Source organism: Aeromonas sp. 600774, from assembly GCF_049175075.1.
GTDB classification, from domain to species: domain Bacteria; phylum Pseudomonadota; class Gammaproteobacteria; order Enterobacterales; family Aeromonadaceae; genus Aeromonas; species Aeromonas veronii_A.
This window is the reverse complement of sequence record NZ_JAAKUJ010000004.1, coordinates 52,103-73,963: the sequence shown is the minus strand read 5'-3', so window position 1 is coordinate 73,963 and position 21,861 is coordinate 52,103. Positions and strand designations below refer to the sequence as shown.

General features: G+C 59.3%; 17 protein-coding genes. 10 read left to right on the top strand and 7 right to left on the bottom strand.

Annotated features, from left to right (window positions below):
- Nucleotides 1-186 precede the first annotated feature (186 nt).
- Both G5171_RS05905 and G5171_RS05900 read right to left on the bottom strand, forming a co-directional pair.
- The gene (locus G5171_RS05905; protein ID WP_421259949.1) at nt 187-3,291 is read right to left on the bottom strand and encodes an efflux RND transporter permease subunit; all 3,105 of its coding nucleotides are present in this window, start codon (nt 3,289-3,291) and stop codon (nt 187-189) included.
- On the bottom strand, nt 3,291-4,340 hold the full coding sequence (locus G5171_RS05900) for an efflux RND transporter periplasmic adaptor subunit (RefSeq protein WP_421250599.1): 1,050 nt from the start codon (nt 4,338-4,340) through the stop codon (nt 3,291-3,293). Before G5171_RS05900 ends, G5171_RS05905 begins: the two co-directional genes overlap by 1 nt.
- A gap of 198 nt (nt 4,341-4,538) precedes the next feature.
- Here G5171_RS05900 and G5171_RS05895 point away from each other — a divergent pair, with 198 nt between their 5' ends.
- Both G5171_RS05895 and G5171_RS05890 read left to right on the top strand, forming a co-directional pair.
- A complete protein-coding gene (locus tag G5171_RS05895) occupies nt 4,539-6,092 on the top strand; it encodes a sensor domain-containing diguanylate cyclase (RefSeq protein WP_421250600.1) in 1,554 nt (517 codons plus the stop codon).
- A 34-nt stretch (nt 6,093-6,126) separates the two neighbouring features.
- Nucleotides 6,127-6,996 carry a patatin-like phospholipase family protein gene (locus G5171_RS05890; RefSeq protein ID WP_005343942.1) on the top strand — a complete coding sequence of 290 codons (870 nt, stop codon included), beginning with the start codon at nt 6,127-6,129 and terminating at the stop codon, nt 6,994-6,996.
- A gap of 69 nt (nt 6,997-7,065) precedes the next feature.
- Here G5171_RS05890 and G5171_RS05885 read toward each other — a convergent pair whose 3' ends face one another.
- Together G5171_RS05885 and G5171_RS05880 are read right to left on the bottom strand one after the other, a co-directional pair.
- Nucleotides 7,066-8,427, bottom strand: coding sequence for a sodium-dependent transporter (locus tag G5171_RS05885; protein WP_288726594.1), 1,362 nt, complete (start codon nt 8,425-8,427; stop codon nt 7,066-7,068).
- A gap of 204 nt (nt 8,428-8,631) precedes the next feature.
- Nucleotides 8,632-8,898, bottom strand: coding sequence for a helix-turn-helix domain-containing protein (locus G5171_RS05880; RefSeq protein WP_005343938.1), 267 nt, complete (start codon nt 8,896-8,898; stop codon nt 8,632-8,634).
- Between the two features lie 258 nt (nt 8,899-9,156).
- Here G5171_RS05880 and G5171_RS05875 point away from each other — a divergent pair, with 258 nt between their 5' ends.
- The 4 genes from G5171_RS05875 to G5171_RS05860 all read left to right on the top strand — a co-directional run bounded on the left by G5171_RS05875 (nt 9,157) and on the right by G5171_RS05860 (nt 13,657).
- Complete coding sequence (locus G5171_RS05875) at nt 9,157-9,753, top strand: hypothetical protein (protein WP_421250601.1); 597 nt, start codon at nt 9,157-9,159, stop codon at nt 9,751-9,753.
- Between the two features lie 308 nt (nt 9,754-10,061).
- Entirely contained in the window at nt 10,062-11,081 is a 1,020-nt protein-coding gene (gene ompA, locus G5171_RS05870) for a porin OmpA (RefSeq protein WP_421244152.1), read from the top strand.
- A gap of 307 nt (nt 11,082-11,388) precedes the next feature.
- Nucleotides 11,389-12,387, top strand: coding sequence for a porin OmpA (gene ompA / locus G5171_RS05865; protein WP_421250602.1), 999 nt, complete (start codon nt 11,389-11,391; stop codon nt 12,385-12,387).
- A gap of 232 nt (nt 12,388-12,619) precedes the next feature.
- Nucleotides 12,620-13,657 carry an OmpA family protein gene (locus G5171_RS05860; RefSeq protein ID WP_421250603.1) on the top strand — a complete coding sequence of 346 codons (1,038 nt, stop codon included), beginning with the start codon at nt 12,620-12,622 and terminating at the stop codon, nt 13,655-13,657.
- Between the two features lie 92 nt (nt 13,658-13,749).
- Here G5171_RS05860 and G5171_RS05855 read toward each other — a convergent pair whose 3' ends face one another.
- On the bottom strand, nt 13,750-15,444 hold the full coding sequence (locus G5171_RS05855) for an NAD-dependent malic enzyme (RefSeq protein ID WP_421259948.1): 1,695 nt from the start codon (nt 15,442-15,444) through the stop codon (nt 13,750-13,752).
- 69 nt (nt 15,445-15,513) lie between these two features.
- The gene (locus tag G5171_RS05850; protein ID WP_421259947.1) at nt 15,514-16,371 is read right to left on the bottom strand and encodes a helix-turn-helix transcriptional regulator; all 858 of its coding nucleotides are present in this window, start codon (nt 16,369-16,371) and stop codon (nt 15,514-15,516) included.
- A 120-nt stretch (nt 16,372-16,491) separates the two neighbouring features.
- Here G5171_RS05850 and G5171_RS05845 point away from each other — a divergent pair, with 120 nt between their 5' ends.
- Nucleotides 16,492-17,871 (top strand): MATE family efflux transporter, encoded by a 1,380-nt coding sequence (locus G5171_RS05845; RefSeq protein WP_005338381.1) that lies wholly within the window; start codon nt 16,492-16,494, stop codon nt 17,869-17,871.
- A gap of 123 nt (nt 17,872-17,994) precedes the next feature.
- Nucleotides 17,995-18,243, top strand: coding sequence for a YciN family protein (locus G5171_RS05840; protein ID WP_005338382.1), 249 nt, complete (start codon nt 17,995-17,997; stop codon nt 18,241-18,243).
- Nucleotides 18,244-18,276: 33 nt separating this feature from the next.
- Here G5171_RS05840 and G5171_RS05835 read toward each other — a convergent pair whose 3' ends face one another.
- A complete protein-coding gene (locus tag G5171_RS05835) occupies nt 18,277-19,398 on the bottom strand; it encodes a GGDEF domain-containing protein (RefSeq protein ID WP_005349944.1) in 1,122 nt (373 codons plus the stop codon).
- Nucleotides 19,399-19,644: 246 nt separating this feature from the next.
- Between G5171_RS05835 and G5171_RS05830 the strand changes: the two genes are divergently transcribed.
- Both G5171_RS05830 and G5171_RS05825 read left to right on the top strand, forming a co-directional pair.
- Complete coding sequence (locus tag G5171_RS05830) at nt 19,645-21,042, top strand: nucleobase:cation symporter-2 family protein (protein WP_368193040.1); 1,398 nt, start codon at nt 19,645-19,647, stop codon at nt 21,040-21,042.
- Nucleotides 21,043-21,144: 102 nt separating this feature from the next.
- On the top strand, nt 21,145-21,861 hold the full coding sequence (locus G5171_RS05825; protein ID WP_368193042.1) for a lipoyl protein ligase domain-containing protein: 717 nt from the start codon (nt 21,145-21,147) through the stop codon (nt 21,859-21,861).

The following is a 21,861-nucleotide window of genomic DNA, read 5'->3' as shown; positions in this document are numbered from 1 at the left end:
GCCAATCAGGTAAAAATGGCCTCAAGCCGCAGAAATAGAGGAGAAAAAGGTGGTGAGTAGGATAGTGCCGATTCAATCATGTCACTATCCCCTCGAAGGCTACAACAGCAGAGCCGGCTATCAAGCTCTGCGCGTTTGCGTGATGTATTCCGGTGCCCCGGTCAAAGCAGGCACCGGACACAGCCGTTATGGCACAGAAGTGTCCCCCCTGGCGGCCAGCGCCTCATCCACTTGCTGATCCCGCTGCCCGGTCATGCCGGCGTGACGGGCGATCAGGTGGTAGATAGCGGGCACCACCAGCAAGGTAACCAGGGTCGCCAGCGACAGACCGAAGAAAACCACGGTACCCACCGCCATCCGGCTCTCGTAGCCCGCCCCCATGGAGAGCATCAACGGCACCGCACCGATAATGGCGGTGAGCGAAGTCATCAGGATGGGCCGCAGGCGGCGCACCGAGCCTGCAATAATCGCCTCCTCGAACCCTTCCCCGCGCTGGCGCAGCTGGTTGATGAACTCGACGATGAGGATGCCGTTCTTGGTCACCATGCCGATCAGCATGATCATGCCGATCTGGCTGTAGATACTCATCTCCTGCTCCGTCAGCCAGAGGCCAAGCAAGCCGCCGAAGATGCCGAGCGGCACCGTCATCATCACCACGGTCGGGGTGAGGGTGCTCTCGAACTGGGCCACCAGCACCAGATAGACCACCAGCAGGGCGAGGCCGAAGACCATAGCCATCTCCCCCTGATTGTCGCGGTAATCCTTGGAGTCACCGGCATAATCGACCGTCATGCCGCTCGGCAGATGCTCGTTGGCCCAGCCGTCGAGGAAGTCGAGCGCCTCGCCAAGGGTATGATCCGGTGCCACGTCGGCGGTCAGGGTCACCGCCTTCTGGCGCTGGTAGTGGTTGAGGCGGTTGGCGGTCGCCACCTGCTTGACCGTCGCCAGCGTCGAGAGGCTCACCATCTCGCCATTGGCTGCCTTCAGGTAGATGCGACCGAGATCCGATATGCCGTTGAACTCCTTCTGGTTAGCGCGCAGGTAGACGTCATACTCCTCGCCCCTGTCCACATAGGTGGTCTTGCTCACCCCGCCCAAAATCGCCTGCAAGGTGCTGGCGACGGTGGAAACCGGAATGCCGAGCTGGCTGGCGCTGTCGCGCGAGACGGTCACCTGCAGCTCAGGAGTCTTCTCGGCGTAGTCGAGATCCGGGCTTATCATCAGGCCGCTCGCCTGCGCCGCTTTTTGCAGCTCCAGCCCCTGCTGGTAGAGCTCGGCATAGTCGTTGCCCTGCAGCACGAACTGCACCGCAGCGGTAGAGCCGCCACGAAAGCCTGGCTGGAAGGTGCGGATCATCACATCGGGAATAACCGACAGCTTGGCGCCGAGCGAGCGGGAAAACTCGGTGGCGGTCACATCACGCTCGGCCCAGTCGGTGAGCTGGATGATCACCATGCCGGTCTGATCGCCGCCGCGGCCAAAGGCGGGTGTACTGAAGCTCATCGCCTTGACTACCCCCTGGCCCAGCATCGGCATGATGGTCGATTCCACCTGCTGCATGTTGCGTTTCATCCGCTCGATGCTGGTCCCCTCAGCCCCCTTGACGAAGACGAAGACCACGCCGCGATCCTCGGTCGGGGTGAGGCTGCTCGGCAGCTGGGTGAACAGAGCACCGATACCGCCAAGACAGAGCAGCAGCGCCAGCGGTATCCAACGCGAGCGACGCAGCACCCACGACAGCAGGTGGCGATAGTGCCCTTCCACCCGGCCCAGAGTGCGATCGAGGGCCGCCGTCAGCCGATTCGGCTTGTCAAGCGGGCGCATCAGCCAGGAGCCCATGGCCGGAGTGAGAGTGAGTGCCACCAACGAGGAGCAGAGCACCGCCAGCGAAAGCAACATCGCAAACTCGGTAAAGAGCCGGCCCACCATGCCATCCATAAAAGCGATGGGGATAAAGACCATTACCAGCACCGCCGTGGTGGCGATGACCGCAAACCCCACCTCGCGGGTGCCGTGCCAAGCCGCCAGCAGGGGTGATTCACCCCGCTGCAGATGGTGGTGAATGTTCTCCACCACCACGATGGCATCATCCACCACCAGACCGATGGCGAGGATCAGCGCCAGCAAGGTGATGAGGTTGATGGAAAAACCGAGATACCAGGCGCCGATAAAGGCGGAGATAAGTGACACTGGTACCGTGATGGCAGGAATGAGGGTGGTGCGCCCCTGCCCGAGGAACAGATAGAGCACCGCCACCACCAGCACGGCGCAGATGGCCAATGTTTCATATACCTCGTCGATGGCCTGCTTGATAAAGATGGTGGAGTCGTAGTCAACCTCCAGCTTGGCCCCCTCCGGCAGGAAGCGCTGCATCTCCACCAGCTTCTTCTCCACACCCTGCGCTACCGCCAGCGGGTTGGCGGTGGACTGGGCGACGATGCCGATACCCAGACTCTCGCGGCCGTTGCGCTGGTAGGCGCTGTCTTCGTTCTTGGCCCCCACTTCCACATCGGCAATGTCGGCCAGATAGACACTCTGACCGTTGGCGGCGGTACGCACCTGCAACTGCTGGAAATCTTCAGCTGTGTGGTAGAGCCGGGCAATCTGCACCGACATGGTCATGGAGTTATTGCGGATCTCGCCGCCCGGCAGCTCGATGTTCTCGCGCTTGAGGGCATCCTGCACATCCGCCACAGTGACGCCGCGCGCCGCCATATCGGCCGGGCGCAACCGCACATACATCACCTGGGTGAGATCGCCGGATAGCGCTACTTCGCTCACCCCGTCCACCAGACTCAGGGGGTCGACCAGCACCCGGTTGGCGTAGTCGGTCATGGCGGTGCGGTCCATCTGGCTGCTGCTGAAGTTGAGCCAGACCGCCACATCACCGCTGCCGCTATCCTTGGTCACCAGCGGGTCGTCGGCATCCTCCGGCAGCTTGCTCTTGGCACGGGTCAGGGCGTCACGCACATCGGAGACCCCCTCCACCATGTTCCAGCCAAGCTTGAACTCCACCGTGATCATCGAGCGCCCCTTGCGGGTCACCGAGTTGATGTTCTTGATACCGCTGATGCCGGAGAGCTGATCCTCGATGGGCTTGGTGACCTGGCTCTCCATCACTGCCGGGGCGGCCCCCTCATAGGTGGTGGTGATGGAGACCGACGGGATCTGCACATCGGGCATCTCCCGCACCGTCAATTTGCTGAAGGCGACCAGACCGAACACGCTGAGCAGGGCGCTGAGCACCACCGCCACCAGCGGGCGGCGTACTGAGATATCGGAGAGCCACATCAGCCATTTACCTCTGCCAGATCGTGGACCTTGGCGCCATCACGCAGATTGACCAGCCCCTCGACCACGATGCGATCGCCTACTTTCAGCCCTTCGGTGACCCAGACGGTCTCCCCCTCGGTCTCGCCAAGCACCACCGGCACCCGCTTGACCCGGCCATCGGCCTCGAGGCGATAGACGAAGCGCTGCTCGCCGGCGTACTCCACCGACTGGGCGGGAATAATGGTGAGCTGGCGGGAGGGGAGCGAGAGCTCCACATTGAGCAGCATGCCCGGGCGCAGCTGACCGTTGTGGTTGGGCAGTTCAACCCGCGCCTTGATGTTCTGGGTCTCGTTGGAGATGCGGCTATCGAGAGTGGTGAGGGTGCCGTTAAAGCGTTGCTCCGGCCAGGCTGTGCTGGTCGCCGTCACCGCCATGCCGGGGCGCAGCAGGGCGAGGTAACGCTCCGGCACAGCCAGATCGAGGCGCAGGGTATCGATATCATCGAGGTGCAGCAGGGTATCGCCGCTATTGACCAGCGCCCCTTCGCTCAAATCAATCAGGCTTACCGTGCCGGCAAAGGGGGCGATGAGAGTACGAAGGGATAGTTCGTAACGGGCGGCATCGACCCGCGCCAGCACCTGATCGACGATGGCCTCCTGCCCCTCCAGCACCGACTGGGTGACGGCACCACGAGCGACCAGCTTGCGCATCTCGGCCAGCTTGCGATTCTCGTCGCGCAGACTGGCACTCTGTTCGGCCAATTCAGCCTGTTGCTTGCCCGCATCCAGCGCGACCAGCGTATCGCCCTTGTTGACCTGTTGACCCGACTGTACCGCAATCTTGATCAGGCGTCCGGTTACCTCTGGTGTGATCACCACCGAGTTGTTGGCCGCCAGCTTGCCTACCAGCTTGAGAGTTGGCTCGGCCAGACTCTGCTTGACGGTCTGGGTACGAATATTGATCTCGCGGGAAGGGGCTTTGGTTGCCGGTTGCAAGTGGCCAACCGCCCACCAGATGGCCGCTATCAGAGAGAGCAGGCCGAGGCCAATCCAGATACGCATTTTCATCAAACAATCCATGAAGTGTTAAGAGGGGTAAATCTGATTGGGGGCCATTTTAGCCCCAGACTATGCCGTGACTATGTATAAATGTGACAAAACGTAACCGGAGCGTGGCAAGATCAGCGCGCTGTGCAGGATTCTGGTCATTTTCACTGCGCTTCGCTTACACTAATGCCCTTTCTTCGCCAATTCAGATGACTCTCGATGCCCAATGTGTTCGATCTTCGCCGCCTTGTGCACCTGACCTGGCTACTGCTGACTCTGGCCATACTGCTGGTCGGCGTGACCCTGCAGCACAGTCTGAAACAGATAGAGAATCTTTATCAGAGCGATACCCTCAACAGTGCTATTTATCTACGAGAGCAGTTCCGACAGAGCGAAATTTTTCTGGAAGCGATGCGCGGGCAGGCCGAAGAGCGGCTGCGCAGCGACCCTCACTCCGTGCTGACCCGCCAGCTTTATCGCCATATTCAACAACTTCCGGGCAAGGGGCTCGCGCTCGACAACATTCCTGCCGACCTGCCCAAAGGTTTGGTGGGCAATCTCACTGGTACCGGTCCGCTACCACCACCGGGCAGCGAGCGGGAAGCTCGCATTCACTTGGCACTGAGTCTGTCACCGCTTCTCTCCACCGCCAGCCAACGCCTGGGAGAAGAGATCGCCTGGGTCTACTTTACCGGTGTGGATAACTTTATCTATCTCTACCCCTGGCAGCCCTCCAGCAGGTTTCATTTCTACCCGAGCATCTACCAAAAACGCTTTTGGCAAGACACTCTGACCAGCAGCAACCCGGACAAGAAAACCGTCCTCTCACGCCCTTATGATGACTTTATTGGCCGCGGCCCCATGGTCACCATGTCCCAGCCACTCTACAAAGAGGGGACGCTGGTAGGGATGATCAGTATGGATGTGCTGCTCGCACGTCTGCAGCAACAACTCGACAAGCTGACCCCGGAGCTGGGGCAGTATCTGCTGCTCAATCAGTACCATCAGGTGTTGGCCAGCAGTGCGCACGAGCTCGTACCGCCACCAGAACCGTTGTCAACCGGCCAATACCTTTGGCGACAGGGGGCATGGCAGCTAACGCTGGCTATCCCCGATACCCCTTTGCGGCTGGTACACCAGGTGAGGCTGCTGCCGCTGTTCCGGGCAATACTCTGCCAGTCTGCGCCAACTCTTCTGGCTATTGCGTTTCTGCTGCTGGCCGCACTTGCCAACCTGAAAGCTCGCCGTCTCAACCAGCGACTCAACTACCTCTCCTGCCACGATGCCCTTACCGGTACCTTCAATCGCCACTATCTGGAGCAACTGAAACAAGGAGGCGAGCTGGCACAACTGCGGGCAGGGATACTGATGTTCGATGCCGACCACTTCAAGCGAGTCAACGATCATTTCGGCCATGCCGTGGGTGATATGGTGCTGATCAGGCTGGTGCAGCTTTGCCAACAGCAACTTGGCCGGCAAGACCGCTTGCTCCGCTGGGGTGGAGAAGAGTTTTTGCTGCTGGTTGCCAACAGCGATGAGGTGCGGATAGAGGAGCTGGCAGAACAGCTGCGAGAAGCCGTAGCCGAACACAACTGGGAGGCCATCGTGCCCGGATTAAAGGTTACGATCAGCCTGGGGTATCTCCCTTATCAGCCAGATATTCCTCTGCACGAAGCGGTGCGGCGCGCCGATGTGGCGCTCTATCAGGCCAAGGCCAATGGACGCAACCGCAGTGAGCGATGGTGGGGTGACGCATCCCGACTCTCGGAGTAAGCTGGTCGCTCAAACCCCTTTTTGGAGAAAAGTCGTGCCACGTAAACCCCGCGTAGGACTCGCTCTCGGGAGCGGCGCCGCCAGAGGATGGGCCCATATCGGCGTCATCCGCGCCCTTGAACGTCTCGGCATCAAACCGGATTTGATCGCTGGCTGCTCCATCGGCAGCTTTGTCGGTGCCGCCTATGCCGCTGGTGAACTGGATCGACTGGAAACCTGGGTGCGCGGCTTTACCCGCCTGCAGGTGGTCAGCCTGCTCGACCCGGCCCTCTCCGGCGGTCTGTTTCGCGGCGAAAAGGTGTTTGGTCTTGCGGCCAGCCATCTGGGGGACCCCGATCTCGAGAGCCTGCCCATCCCCTTCGCCTGCATCGCCACCGAGCTCGATACAGGCCGCGAGATCTGGCTGCAACAGGGCCCGCTGCGCCAGTCGGTGCGCGCCTCCTGCGGTATGCCGGGGATCCTCACCCCGACCCGGATCAACGACCGCTGGCTGGTCGATGGCGCTGTGGTCAATCCGGTGCCCATCTCTCTGGCCCGTGCCATGGGGGCCGAGGTGGTGATTGCGGTCAACCTCAACACCGACATGCATCAACCCTGGACCGACGAGCCGGATCAACCCGGCAGCGGCGGACTGCTCAGCCAGTGGCTCAACCGCGGTGAATCCGCGCCAGCCACCCCGGGTCTTTGGAGCGTGATGAGTGGCTCCATCAACATCATGCAGGAGCGCATCACCCGCGCCCGGATGGCCGGTGATCCGCCGGAGATCCAGCTCTGCCCACGGCTTGGCAGCTTCTCCATCATGGATTTTCATCGCGCCAGCGATGCCATCAACGAGGGGGAAGCCTGTGTCGAGCGCAACCTCGATCAGCTCAAGGATGAACTGGGCCGCCTTGGATTACTGTGATCCCCACGCCCATCACACCAACAAAAAGAGCGCCTTGTGGCGCTCTTTTGCTATGGCAAAACCTTCGGTTTAGAACAGCCCAAGCCCCTTGAGCATCACGATCAGGATCAGCAGCGGTGATACGTAGCGAATGATAAAAAACAGTGGCTTGAGGATGGGCAGAACCAGCTCGCCGCCATTGGTCAGAGCATCGCGCATCTTCTCCTCGCCCCATACCCAGCCAACAAACAGGCAGAGGAAGATACCGCCAAGCGGCATCAGGATGTTGGAGGAGAGGTAGTCGAACAGATCGAAGAAGGTCTTGCCCGCAATCTGCACATCCGCCATGGCACTGTTGGAGAGCGCACAGGTAGACCCCACCGCACCCAGCACCAGCAGGTTGATCAGGGTCGCCTTGGCGCGGCTCATCTTGAAGCGCTCGGAAAGCACCGAAACCGGCACTTCCAGAATAGAGAGCATGGCACCGGTGGCCGCGATGGCCGACAGCACGAAGAAGAGCACCATGAAAACATGGCCAAACGGAATGCTGGCAAAGACCGCCGGAATGGTGATGAACAACAGAGAAGGACCGGCGGTCGGCTCGAACCCGAAGGCAAACACTGCCGGGAAGATGGCGATACCGGCCAGCATGGAGACAAACAGGTCGGCACACATAACCCGGAACGCGGTGACCGGAATGTTCTGGTCATCACGGAAGTAGCTGCCGTAAGTCATCATGCAGCCCATGCCGATGGAGAGCTTGAAGAAGGCAAGTCCCATGGCGGTCAGCACCACGGCGCCGGTGATTTTGGAAAAATCGGGTGAGAAGAGGAAAGAAAGACCTTCGCTCGCCCCCGGCAGCGTCAGACTGCGGATACCGATCACCAGCAGCAGGATAAAGAGTACCGGCATCAGTTTTTTGGTGACAGCTTCGATCCCCTTGGAGACCCCCATCAACAGGATGCCGCCCATCAAGGCCAGTACCAGCCACTGCCACAGCAGGCTCTGCAGCGGGTTGCTGATCAGCGAGCCAAACGCAGCGCCGGTCACTTTGGGATCAGTGGAGAGAATTGAGCCATCGATCGCCTTGAAGATATAGGCAAACACCCAGGCCGCGACTTCCGAGTAGAAAGACATGATCAGGAAAGCCGCCAGCACCCCCATTACCGCAATCAGCCACCAGGGTTGCCCTTTCGGAGCGAGCTTGTTCAGGGTAGTGACCGCATCGGTTTTGCTTTTGCGGCCCAGCATGATCTCGGAGATCATCACCGGCAGACCGACCAGCAGGGTCGCAATCACATAGACCAGCAGAAAGCCGGCACCACCATTTTCACCGGTCAGATAGGGGAATTTCCAGATATTGCCGAGGCCGACGGCTGAACCAAGAGTAGCGGCAAGGACACCGAATTTACTGGTAAAGCCATCGCGGACCTTGGGGGGGGTTTGACTCATGCTTGTCTCACTTATTTCGCATCATGCGAGATGAACCGGGTTTTTAGGGTCGGAATTTTCTGAAGTTTATGGCGGTTTGCCAAGATGTTTTGAGCAAAAGCCCTAGATAGAGCACAGATAAGAAAAAAGCGGGGCTCAGGGCTCTTATTGGTTGGCGGGCAAAAAAATACCGCCCGAAGGCGGCATTTCTATTCATATCTATGATCAGCCCTTGGCGAGGTCATCCGGTCCGATCTGGCCGATTTCTGCGACTTTTTTGTCCGCCAACAGCCAGAGGGTAAACTTGTGCAGATCCGGGTGGTGAGCAAGGGCAACCAGGAAGGCGCCACCCACTTCACGATAACCCAGCTCATAGTTTTTCAGGGTTGTGGGGGGAACACCGAGCAAATCTGCAAACTTCGGGCGGCTCAGACCGACCGCTTCACGGATCTGACGGATCTTCTTGCCAACAGTGACGATATTTGAATTCATAATGTTCCATACTCCGTTTGACGGATTAAATCCGTCTTTATTTTTCGCGACGACTCGTAGTCAAGTGTATCAGTTTTGGTCGGACTCGTTATGGTCGAGCCTCTATCTTTATGAGCGCCTTTCGGCGACAACCCTTATCTTCAACGGGGGATGGTAATCGCTCAGCTGTCTCAGGTAAACAGTCTCGAAAAGAAACCTTTATTGTTGCCACCAGAATAACTCGTATAATCCGCCAGCTACCCATTAAGAGGAATAAGTATGGCGTTTCCCGGCATTATCTCTCGCCTGCACCCGGTTTCTGACCCAGCCCAATTGCAACAACAGCTCACTCAAGGCGCACAATATCGCGCCGAAGCATTCTGGCTTCCGGCCTTGATGCCAAGCCACGTCAGCGAGCTGCTGGCCGCCCTGCCGGACAGTTGCAGCCTATTTCTTGAACAGGAGTCGCAGAACCTGTCTTTGCGCAGCCACGATGGCGCCCTGCATAACAATGAAGGACTCATCACGGTAAATGGCCAGTCTATTGCTCTGGCAACCACCCCGGGTGATGGTGGTCTGGTAGCCGAATCGGGCATGTGCGAGATGACCGACTGGCTGGAGGCGGGACACCGCCATTTCATCTGTTCAGCTGCGGTTCAGCCTGTGGCACGGGCCATACTCAACATCTGGCCCCTGGATCCCTATCTGGCCCGCCACTACCTGATGACGTTTACTCCCCTGCTTAAAAGTGCAACGGAAGCAGAGTACCTTGAGGTGTTTACTGCCAGAGCACATCCTGCCAACCCGCACTCCGACTGGGTTCAGGCCTATATGAAGCTGGAAAAGAAACTGCACAGGGCCTATCTGGATCACTAATTAATCTGGATAAACAGCCAGTTAAGGTCACGACACAATTTGCCATAAGGCTCATTTGTGAGCTTGATCATGTTTTAAAATCGGCATAGAGTGCGCCTCGTCATCGGAATGACATCAGTTGCCTGGCAGCGGTTTATCACGCTTTGCGTGCCATGCCAGTGCACTCGACACACCAGGAGAGTGTGCAACCCGGTTATACCGGGTCATCTGCCAGACTCGACGCCAGCCGTACGGCGGAGCCTGCAGCTTACATAAATTACAAAGTGTGAAGCACGTGAATAACGTGCGATCTCAACGAGGATTTTTTTATGATGAAAATGGCTCCTTCCATGATCGCCATCGCCATGGCTGCTCTGGGTGCTACCGCTGCTCACGCCGCTGACGACATCTACTTCGGTGCCGGTGTCGGTGCTACTCACTTCAACGGCCTGAACAAGCTGGAAAGCACCAATGTAGGCCAGGAAGACGCAGCTGCTGCCAACGCCTTCATGGGTTACAACTTCACCGAGAACTTCGGTACCGAACTGGGCTACCAGTACACTGGTCGTGGTAACACCGACGGCAACCGTTACGAGAGCCAGGGTGCCACCCTGTCCGGTATCGCCCGTCTGCCGGTTGGCAACGACGTCTCCCTGTTCGCTGAAGGCGGCGCCTACTGGGGTCACACCGATGGTCTGGGCACCAGCGACACTAAAGTTTCCCCGCTGGCCGGTGCTGGTGTGACTTACAAGGTAAATGACGCGCTGGATCTGCAAGCTCGCTACCGCTACATGTGGGACGTGGCTGACCTGCACGCCAACGGTGAGCGTTACAAAGCCAACCAGAGCATCGCTACTCTGGAAGCGGTATACCACCCGTTCCGTACTTCCTACGTAGCTCCGGTAGCTGCTCCGGTTGTTGAAGAAGCCCCTGCTCCTGCTCCGCAAGTGGTAGAGAAGAACTTCGCCCTGAACTCAGACGTGCTGTTTGCCTTCGGCAAAGACACCCTGAAGCCGGAAGGCGTTGCAGCCCTGAACGGTCTGTATCAGCAAATCGTTGAGTTCCAGCCGAAAGATGGCAACGCTGTTGTTGTTGGTTACACCGACCGTATCGGTTCCGACGCTTACAACCAGAAGCTGTCTGAAGCCCGTGCCCGTACCGTTGCCAACTTCCTGGTGAGCAAAGGTATGGCTGCCAGCAAAGTTGCCATCGAAGGTCGTGGCGAAGCTAACCCGGTTACCGGCACCAAGTGCAACGGCGTAACTGCTAAAGCTCAACTGATCTCCTGCCTGGCTCCGGATCGTCGCGTAGAAGTTCGCGTATCTGGCGTACAAGAAGTTCAGCAATAATCTGACCTCGTTCAGATAGTGCGAAAAAAAGGGATGCTGCGGCATCCCTTTTTGTTTGTCTCGTTCTCGCTTGCATCCCTCATTCCCGCCTCCCTGCCCTTGCCTGCCCCGTCTCGAAAGCATAAAGTAGTTGCGCCTGTAAGGTATTGGATAAGCACTAAAAAGCGCTTCTTGTCCGGTCTGTTGTCCATGACGCCAATGCATCATGAGAGTCCAAAGCCTTCGCTATCCACTTTGCTGGCGATTTTTCGCAGCAATAAAAACAAGTGCATTGCCCGACATGGGCTAACACAACGAGGATAAACCGATGAAACTCAAAATGGCTCCTACCCTGATTGCACTGGCGCTCGCCGCCGCAGGTACCACAGCTCAGGCTGCCGATGACTGGTACACCGGTGTTGGTGCAGGTTGGGCATATGCCCACGGTCTGGATGATTTTGGCAAAGACACTGACAAAGACGCCACTGCGCTGAGCCTGTTCGGCGGTTACAACTTCAACGACTACTACGCAGCTGAACTGGGCTACCTCTACGCCGGTAAAGCGGGCGTTGACGGTGCCGATTTCAAAACCCAGGGTGCCACCCTCTCCGGTATCGCCCGCCTGCCGCTGGGCGACATTTTCTCGGTGTTTGCTGAAGGTGGTGCCTACTTCAATCACGTCAACGGCAATGGCAACAGCGACAACGGCACTGCGCCGCTGGCGGGTCTGGGTCTGACTGCCAAGCTCTCCGACCTTATCGATGTGCAAGCACGCTACCGCTATCTGTGGAATCTGGGTGACGAGCAGAAAACCTGGGAGAGCGACATGAGCGTCGCGACCCTGGAGCTGGTGATGCACCCGAACCGTACCTCTTATGTTGCCCCGATTGCCGCCCCTGCGCCTGAGCCGGTTCCCGAGCCGGTACTGGTCGACAAGAACTTCGCCCTGAGCTCTGACGTGCTGTTTGCCTTTGGCAAATCCACCCTCAAGCCAGAAGGTGTCGCAGCGCTCAACACCCTGTATCAGCAGATCGTTGATGTTCAGCCGAAAGATGGCAGCGCCGTGGTCGTCGGTTACACCGACCGTATCGGCTCTGACGCCTACAACCAGAAACTCTCCGAAGCGCGTGCCCGTACCGTAGCCGACTTCCTGGTTGGCAAAGGTCTTCCGGCCGGCAAAGTTGCCATCGAAGGTCGCGGTGAAGCCAATCCGGTAACCGGTACCCAGTGCAACAGCGTCAAGGGCAAGGCTCAGCTGATCTCCTGCCTGGCACCGGATCGCCGTGTAGAAGTACGCGTCACCGGCGTGCAGCAAGTACAACAGTAATCCTGCAGTTCGACATAACAAGGAGGCCACCTGGCCTCCTTTTTCTTACCGCTTATTCGCCCACCTTGTAACCCTCTTTTGCCCCCTTCCTCTTCCCGTCTCGCGCCATGGTTCACGGCGTGTCGCCCCCCCATACCTCTTTGGTGGTTAAAAACAGCCCGTCACCTATACATAAGTGTGGGGTTTGACCAGCAGGCAACCCCACTACACCAAACATCGACGAGGATACGCGATGAACATAAGAGTAAAACCTGTGTGGATTGCACTGGCATTGGCGAGCACAGGCGCACAAGCGGAACCGGTTCACGACTGGTATGCCGGGGTTGGCGGTGGCTGGGCCATTGCCCACAATCTGAATGATTTCAGTCAGGATGTCGGCAAGGATGCGACTGCGCTCTCCCTGTTTGGCGGCTACAACTTTACGGAAAATCTGGGGGCCGAGATTGGCTATCTCTCCACCGGTAACTGGGATATCAGCGGCCATGACTTCAACAGCAAGGGAGCCACACTGTCAGTCATTGGCCGCCTGCCGCTCAGCGAGATGTTCTCGCTCTTTGCCGAGGGTGGTGGCTATATCTATCATGTCGAATCGGTCAATGGCGGGGACGACAACCTGGCGCCGCTGGCGGGTCTGGGAGTGACGGCCCGGCTCCATGACTGGGTCGATCTCCAGGCCAGGTATCGTTATCTGGTAAGGGTCGGCGATGATCCTGACAATGACAAGGCAAACAGCGGCACCCAGCGCTGGGTCAGCGACATCAGCACAGCAACCCTGGAAGTAGTGATCCATCCCAATCGCAGCCAGCCGACAGAGCCGGCTCCCACGCCCGCACCGGTCGTGGTCCCCCCGCCACCGGCCGAACCGGAGATGGTAGATCAGACCTTCAACCTCAGTTCCGATGTGTTGTTCGCCTTTGGCAAAGCGGACCTCAAACCGGAGGGGATGAGCGCGCTGGACGCTCTCTACCAGCAGATCGTCGATGTACAACCCAAGGATGGCAGTGCCGTCGTGATGGGATATACCGACCGTATCGGCTCGGATGCCAGCAATCAGAGGTTGTCAGAAGCTCGGGCCCAAACCGTTGCCGACTTTCTGATCAACAAAGGGCTGCCTGCCGACAAGGTAAGCATTCAGGGCAATGGCGAGAGCAATCCGGTCACCGGCAACCAGTGTGACGACATCAAAGCCAGAACCGCCCTCATAGACTGCCTTGGGCCGGATCGCCGGGTCGAGGTGCGCGTCACCGGCGTACAGGGCGCCAGCGAGTAGTTGATCTTGAGGCGATAACCATGTCAGACGTGCAGTAAAAAGGGATGCTTTCGCATCCCTTTTGCTTTGCCGTGGCATTCCCTTCTCCCCAATCAGAAGGAGGTGCGGCGGTAGCGGCGATACTCCGGATGCCAGAAGTTGGCTTCGATGGCCTGATCGATCACCTCGTCCGGGGTCTGCACCGCCTTGCCCTGCAGCATGGCGGTCTTGGCCACCATCTTGGCGATGTAGCGGGAGACCTGATGGATATCCGCCAGGTCCGGCAGCAGGGAGCCCTCCTCCCCTTTCACCAGCGGCGAGCACTCCGCCAGCGCGCGGCTGGCCGACATCAACATGGCGTCAGTCACCCGGGTGGCGCCGGAGGCGATGACGCCAAGGCCGATCCCCGGGAAGATGAAGGAGTTGTTACACTGGGCGATGACGTAGCGCTTGCCCTTGTACTCCACCGGTGCAAACGGACTGCCGGTGGCCACCAGCGCCTGACCGTCGGTCCAGCGGATGAGGTCTGCCGGCGTCGCCTCGACCCGGGAGGTGGGGTTGGAAAGCGGGAAGATGATGGGACGGGCACAGTGCTTGTGCATGGTCTTGACCACCTCTTCGGTAAACAGCCCCGGCTGGCCGGAGACCCCGATCAGGATGTCCGGGCGACCGTGCTCCATCACCTCCAGCAGGGAGATATTGTCCCCCACTGGCCAGTCTTTGATCCGCTCCACCGGCTGGGAGAGACGGCGCTGGAAGTCGAGCTGGTTGGGGATCTTGTCGGTGATAAGACCAAAGCGGTCCACCATAAAGACCCGGCTGCGGGCCTGCGCATCGGTCAGCCCTTCGGCCTTCATCTGCGCCACGATCTGCTCGGCGATGCCGCAACCAGCGCTGCCCGCACCGAGGAAGGCAACCCGCTTCTCGGAGAGCTTGGCACCGGAGGCCTTGCAGGCGGCGATCAGGCTGCCCAGCGTCACAGCCGCGGTACCCTGAATATCGTCGTTGAAGCAGCAGAGCTCGTTCTTGTAGCGGTTGAGCAGCGGCATGGCGTTGTTCTGGGCGAAATCCTCGAACTGCAGCAGAATATCGGGCCAGCGGCGCTTGACCGCCTGAATGAAGGCATCGACAAACTCGGCGTACTCATCCCCCGAGATACGCGGATTGCGCCACCCCATATAGAAGGGGTCATTGAGCAGTTGCTGGTTGTTGGTGCCCACATCCAGCACCACCGGCAGGCAGTAGGCAGGCGAGATGCCGCCACAGGCGGTGTAAAGCGACAGCTTGCCGATGGGAATGCCCATGCCGCCGATCCCCTGATCACCCAGACCCAGGATCCGCTCGCCATCGGTCACCACGATCACCTTGACGTTCTGCTTGGTGGCGTTTTGCAGCATGTCATCGATCCTGTCCTTGTCCGGATAGGAGATAAACAGGCCACGGGCGCGGCGATAGATGTTGGAAAACTCCTCGCACGCCTTGCCCACCGTCGGGGTGTAGATGATGGGCAGCATCTCGGTCAGGTGGTTGTGCAGCAGACGGTAGAAGAGCGTCTCGTTGGTATCCTGGATGTTGCGCAGATAGATGTGCTTATCCATGTCGTTGCCAAACGCCATAAACTGGCGATAGGCGCGCTCGGCCTGCTCTTCGATGGTCTCGATATTCTGGGGCAACAGACCTTCGAGGTTGAAGTTGCTGCGCTCTTCGCTGGTGAAGGCGCTGCCCTTGTTGAGCAAGGGGGTCTCCAGCAGGGCGGGACCGGCGTAGGGAATGTAGAGAGGACGTTTCTGGTTATCATCTTCAAACATGGATCTTGGTACCTAAACGGTTAGCTAGACGCAGGGACCCGCCGATCCTAGGGGCTTGTCTCATTAATTTCAAAGAGTTTGCACATCCGTTGCAAAAGGTTTGCGACCCAGTCGACGAAAGGCGCCGGGGGTCTGACCAGTCAGACGACGAAAGCGGTTGGCAAAGTTGGCCCCATCGCTGTAACCGACCCGGGCCGCCAGCTCGCCAAGTGGCCAGTTGGTATAGAGCAGCAGCTGGCGCGCCTTGTTCATTCTGAGCTCGGTCACCCTCGCCATCGGCCCCATACCAAACGCTTGCTGACAGAGCCGGTGCAGATGGGGAACGGAGCAGGCCATCTGTCGGGCCAGCAGGGCGACACTCCAGGGTTCGTCCAGGCGCGCCTCCACCCGGCGAAACAGTGCCTGCAACCTGAGTTCAGGGGTACCGCGCACCTCCCCTTGCAGGGTCCGCTCCAGCAGCGCCAGCAACAGGCTGAGCAGTTGAGGTTGCAGCGAAGAGCGAACCCCCTCCCCCTGCATCAGGCTGAGCAGATGGTAGAGCTGATCGCCGCCATCCCCTTGCCAGATACGGTGACCAAGGCGATGCAGGTGCTGCCAGCGTGGCACGTCATCGAGCAAAATCCAGCTGATCTGCCAGCTTTCGCCAATCAGTTTGAGACCACCGGGTACGGCGGCGGGCAGGAAAATCAGCGATCCGGCCGGAATGGCTTGCTCCCCCTCGTCGGTGAGCAGCGCGCCACCCTCATCGTGACTCACCATCAGGATGTGAAACTCGGGGCGATTGCGACGGATGAGGTAGTGATCACGCACCCGGGAGAGGCCGGTCAGGAAGATCCCCGCCTCGCCGAGCAGCGGCAGCCCTTCACGTCCCAACATCTGCTCTTCACAGGCTGGCGCTATCTCCAGACACTCTCTGGCAAATGGCATAACACCTCAAAAGGATAGTTTTACACAAGAAAATCGAGATCTACTCACAGTGGTAACTGCTCTACACCCCCTTATCATAACCATGACAACCCTTGCTTTTCTCATACCCGGTTAACAACTATGAATTATTGGCAAGCGATTTTAAAACAAACCACCGATCGCGAGTTCATGACCCGATTGTGGCGACTGGCCCTGCCCGTCTCGCTGCAATCCATGATGTTCTCCCTGCTCGGCCTCATCGATATCATGATGGTGAGCCAGCTTGGTACCACAGCTGTGGCGGCGGTCGGCTTGGGTAACCGGGTCTTCTTCTTCAATCTGCTGGTGATAGCGGGCCTCGCGGGCGGGGTCTCGGTATTGGCAGCACAATACTTCGGGCGCGGGGAGATGGCCGGGGTACGCCGCTCCCTGGCGCTGGCCATAGTGGGCGCCTTGCTGGTCACCCTGCCCTTTGCCTTCATCTATGTGTTATCACCGGGCAGCGTGCTCGGCTTTGCCAGTCAGGATCCGGCGCTGCGGGCACTGGCGGATCAATTCTTGATGATCACCGGCGCCACCATCCTCTGTACCGCCATCGTGGTGCCGCTGGAATCAGCCCTGCGCTCGGTGGGCAATGCCGCCGCGCCGACCCGGATCGGCATTATCGCCATCATCGCCAACGTCATCCTCAACTACGCCCTCATCTTCGGTCACTTCGGCTTCGAGGCAATGGGGGTGGCCGGTTCGGCCTGGGGCACCACCATTTCCCGGCTGCTGCAGACAGCCCTGCTGCTGCTCTACGTAAAGCGTTATGAAGCGCGCCTGATCCCGCGCGCACCAGACTGGCTGGCCGCCTTCAAGCGCAAGGAGGTGGTGCGCTTTACCCTGATCGCCCTACCGCTGCTGTTCCATGACGGCCTCTGGGCCTTCGGCATGCTGATTTACGGCTTTCTCTATGCCCATCTTGGCACCGATTCGCTGGCCATCATGACCACCCTCGGCACCCTGGAGAGCATCCTTATCTCCCTCTTCTTCGGGCTGGCAGTGGCCTGCTCCACCCTGCTCGGCCACCGGCTCGGGGCCGAAGAGTACGAGGTCGCCTGGCAGCACTCCCAGCTGTTCCTGCTGCTGGCACCGATTGGCGCGCTACTGGTGGGGATCATCGTCTGGTTGCTGCAAGCCAACCTGCTGCAGTGGGTCGGCAACCTGCCCCCCGAGCTGATGACGGAGGCGGGTCAGGTGCTCGGCATCATGTGTCTCGGGATGCTGCTCAAGGTGTTCAACATGGTGGGGATCATCGGGGTGCTGCGCTCTGGCGGCGATGTTAACTACAGCATCTTTATCGACATCGTCGGCATGTGGTGCATCGGCATCCCGCTCGCCTGGGTGGCGGTCACGCTACTCGGCTGGCCCCTCTCCTGGGTGGTGGCGGTGGTCTTGCTGGAGGAGCTCAGCAAGGTGTTGCTGGTGCAGCGCCGTATTCGCCAGCGCTGCTGGTTGAAGAATCTGGTGATCGGATAAACAGCCACAAATCGGGGTCATATCAATGACAGAAAAACCCTGTTTGCAGTATGCTGGGCGCCTCTTCAATCAGAGGCAGGGATCCACGATCTCCCTGTCCAGTAGTCGTTTAAGGAGACGAGCATGCAACCACAGAAAGAGCTGATCACCGAGACGGCCCTGCTTGAGATGGCCAACAAGATCATTAAAGAGCATGAAGACTTCATCCACGGTATGCGCGCCGATTCGGTGGAGCAGAAGGGGGATATTCTGGTGTTCAAGGGGGAGTATTTCCTGGCCGAAGATGGCACCCCGACCGGCAAGACCATGGCGGTCTTCAACATGTTCAAGCTGCTGGCCCAGCAACTCTCCGGCAAGTACAAGCTGGCCTGATCTCGCCAGCACATTGCCAACAGGATGCCGCCCTCAGGCGGCATCTGTTTTTGCGCGGTTCTGCCCCTCAACCACCACGCAGTTGCGTCCCGCCATCTTGGCCTGATAGAGACACTCGTCGGCACGGTTGATCAGAATATCGATGGTGTCATCGGAACGAGCCATGGCAATCCCGATACTCACCGTCACCTCCAGCAATTCATCCGAAGTGGGACTCTTCACCAGCCGCGCCTCAACGGCAATGCGCAGCCGCTCGGCCATTTTGCTCGCCAGCGCCGGATCGGCACAGTTGTGCATCAGGATAGCAAACTCTTCGCCGCCATAACGCCCCAGCACCATGTCAGGCTCCAGCTGCTCGCCCAGGGTGGTCGCCACCTCCTTGAGCACCGCATCCCCCGCCAGATGGCCGTAGATATCGTTGATCCGCTTGAAGCGATCGAGATCCAGCAGCATCACCGCAAAGGGCTTCTTCTTGAGTTGCAGCCGGATTCTGGCCTGCTCCAGCTGCTTCATCAGCAGGCGGCGGTTCATCATGCCGGTCAGCTCATCAGTGGTCGATTCCCGATATAGCCGCAGCAGCATATTGAGCTGGCCGCACTGCACCCAGCAACTGGCCATGGTAAACATGCCGAGCACCCACACCTGATTCAGGGTGGCCTGACTCCAGATGCTCTGTCCCACCAGCAGCCAGTGGCCCAGCAGCATGGTCACCAGTACCACGCCTGCCAGTTGCAAGCCGAGGGATAGGGGGATGGGGAAGATGGCAAACAGGGTGATCAGCAGATAGGGAAAGGCCGCATAACCCGCCTGCAACTCCTGTCCGGCGCCAAAGCTGTTCAGGCAGAAGAGGGAGAAGAGCATCATCACGGCCATCAGGTAGCCAAGGGCCAGCTTCATTCTTTCCCGCTTGAAGTGGATGAGGTACGAGAGCGGAATAAGTGGCGAGAGCGCCAGGGTGCAGAAGATCCTGGCCTGGAACAGCTGCTCGAAATGAACGGCGGGCAAGGTCAACCAATCCACCACTGCCCAGGCGGGCAATCCAAGCATCAGCAAGCAGGTCAGCAGGCGCAACCGCACCGTCATAAACCCCATGCGAGTACGAGTAAAATCTTCGGAGTGAACCCTCGCACTCCAGAACTCTGACAACTTGAGCATCCAGAGTCTCCACGATGAATACTGAGGGCTCATTCTACACCTACAAAGTGGTAAAAATGTCATTAGCGGGGAGAATAAAAAGGAGAGGTCGATCACACAAACCGACAGATGATAATCTCAGCGCGCAAACGTTTCAACCCATCAAAAAATAAACCTTTTTTTGCATAATTAGCGCTGGTCAGCCTCATTTCAATCACTACAATAGCGCCCAATTTTCTCCCCCTCCCCACACAATTCGAGGTACTTATGGAACAGGCTGCTGTCACACGCGCCAATCGAGAGGCACATCCACCCAGGCGAGCCCATAGCGAACTGGTCTATGGCATAGAGGATGTCCCGCCTCTGCCCCAGACGCTGTTCGCCGCCCTGCAGCATATGCTCGCCATGTTTGTCGCCATCATTACCCCGCCCCTGATTATCGCCAATGCCCTCGGCCTCCCTGCCGCCGACACCCGTTATATCGTCTCCATGTCGCTGGTCATGTCCGGCATCGCCTCCTTCATTCAAACCCGCCGCTTCGGCCCCATCGGTTCCGGCCTGCTCTCGGTACAGGGCACCAGCTTCAACTTCCTCGGCCCCATCATCGCCTCCGGTCTCGCCCTCAAACAGGCGGCCATGCCCACCGAGGATCTGTTGGGCACATTGTTCGGCACCATGATGGTTGCCGCACTCACTATCGTGGTGATGAGCCGCTTCCTCCATCTGGTGAAACGGATCATCACTCCGCTGGTCACCGGCATAGTGGTGCTGCTGATCGGCCTGACCCTGATCAAGGTCGGTCTCATCAGCATGGGCGGCGGCTATGCAGCCCTCTCTGATGGCAGCTTCGCCAGTCACACCAACCTCTTCCTCTCCCTGCTGGTGCTCGGCCTTATCGTGTTGCTGCAACGCAGTCGCAACCCCTGGTTGCGCCTCTCCGCCATCATGATCGCCATGCTGGCGGGCTATGCCGTGGCCCTGCTGTTGGGCAAAGTGAGCGCCCCCACCTTCGACGGCCCGCTGGTGGTGGTGCCCATTCCGCTCCACTACGGTCTCGGCTTTGACTGGCAGCTGTTCGTGCCGCTCGCCATCATCTTCGTGGTCACGGCGCTCGAAGCGATCGGCGACATGACCGCCACCTCGGACATCTCCGGCGAGCCGCTGGAAGGGCCTGTCTATATGGAGCGGATCAAAGGCGGCGTGCTGGCCGATGGTGCCAACTCCATGCTGGCGGCAGTTTTCTCCACCTTCCCCATGTCCACCTTCGCCCAGAATAACGGCGTCATTCAGCTGACCGGCGTCGCCAGCCGTCACGTCGGGCTCTTTATCGCCGCCATGCTGGCGCTGCTTGGCCTGTTCCCGGCGGTCGCCAGTCTGGTGCAGCAGATCCCCGAGCCCGTGCTGGGGGGCGCCACTATCGTGATGTTCGGCACCATCGCCGCCGCTGGCGTGCGCATCATTGCCCGCGAGGAGCTGGATCGCCGCGCCCTGATGATCCTGGCAGTGTCGCTGGCCATGGGGCTGGGGGTCGCACAGGTGCCGGAAGTGCTGCAACACCTGCCGGAGCTGGCCAAGAGTGTGCTCTCCTACGGCGTCGCCACCGGTGGCATCACCGCCATCGTGCTCAACCTGCTGCTGCCCAAGCGCGAAGCGCGCCACTCCTGAGACATCGTCCACCGATAGCCAACCCAAGCCCCGCACTGCGGGGCTTTACCTTGCCAGTCGCCACGGGTAGTGTGCTGGGCAGCCTTTTTTGAGGATGCCGCCATGCCCTATCGCCTGCTCTCCCCCCTATCCAATACCGCTTCACCCGCACAGATACTGGCGCAAGAGCAGTGCTGGCTGCGCGACTGTGCCCATGACGGCCAGCCCCGCGCTCACCTGTGGCAGGCGCCCCAATGCCTGATTGTCACTCGCAAGGATACCCGCCTCCCCCGTTACGAAGCTGCCTGCCAGCAACTTGCAGCTGAAGGCTGGCCGGTACATGTGCGCGACAGTGGCGGCACCGCCGTGCCCCACGGGGCGGGGATCCTCAACCTATCCCTGCTGCTGCCTCGTACCACCACAGATCTCGCCCACTACTACCGGCTGCTGGGGGCGCCACTGCTGACCCTGCTGGCGGAGTACGGCCTTGAGGGAAGCTATGACTTCGTACCCGGCTCCTTTTGCGATGGTCAGTACAATCTGGTGATCGGGGGACGCAAGATCACCGGTACCGCCCAGCGCTGGCTGGCGCCGGGGCAGGATCACCAAGGCGCCGTGCTGGCGCAAGCCATGCTGCTGGTGGCGGGTGATGTGGATGAGGGAACCAGAATGGCGAGCCGCTTCTACGAGCTGGCGGGCGGCGAGCTGCGTTTTATGGCGGGAACCTCCACCACGCTAGCAAGCTGCATCGATTGGCACGGTAGCGATCAGGCACTGGTAGAGAAAGTGCGAGCACGTCTGGATAGCCTGCTGAGCGAGGGGCTATCCTCCTCATCCTGA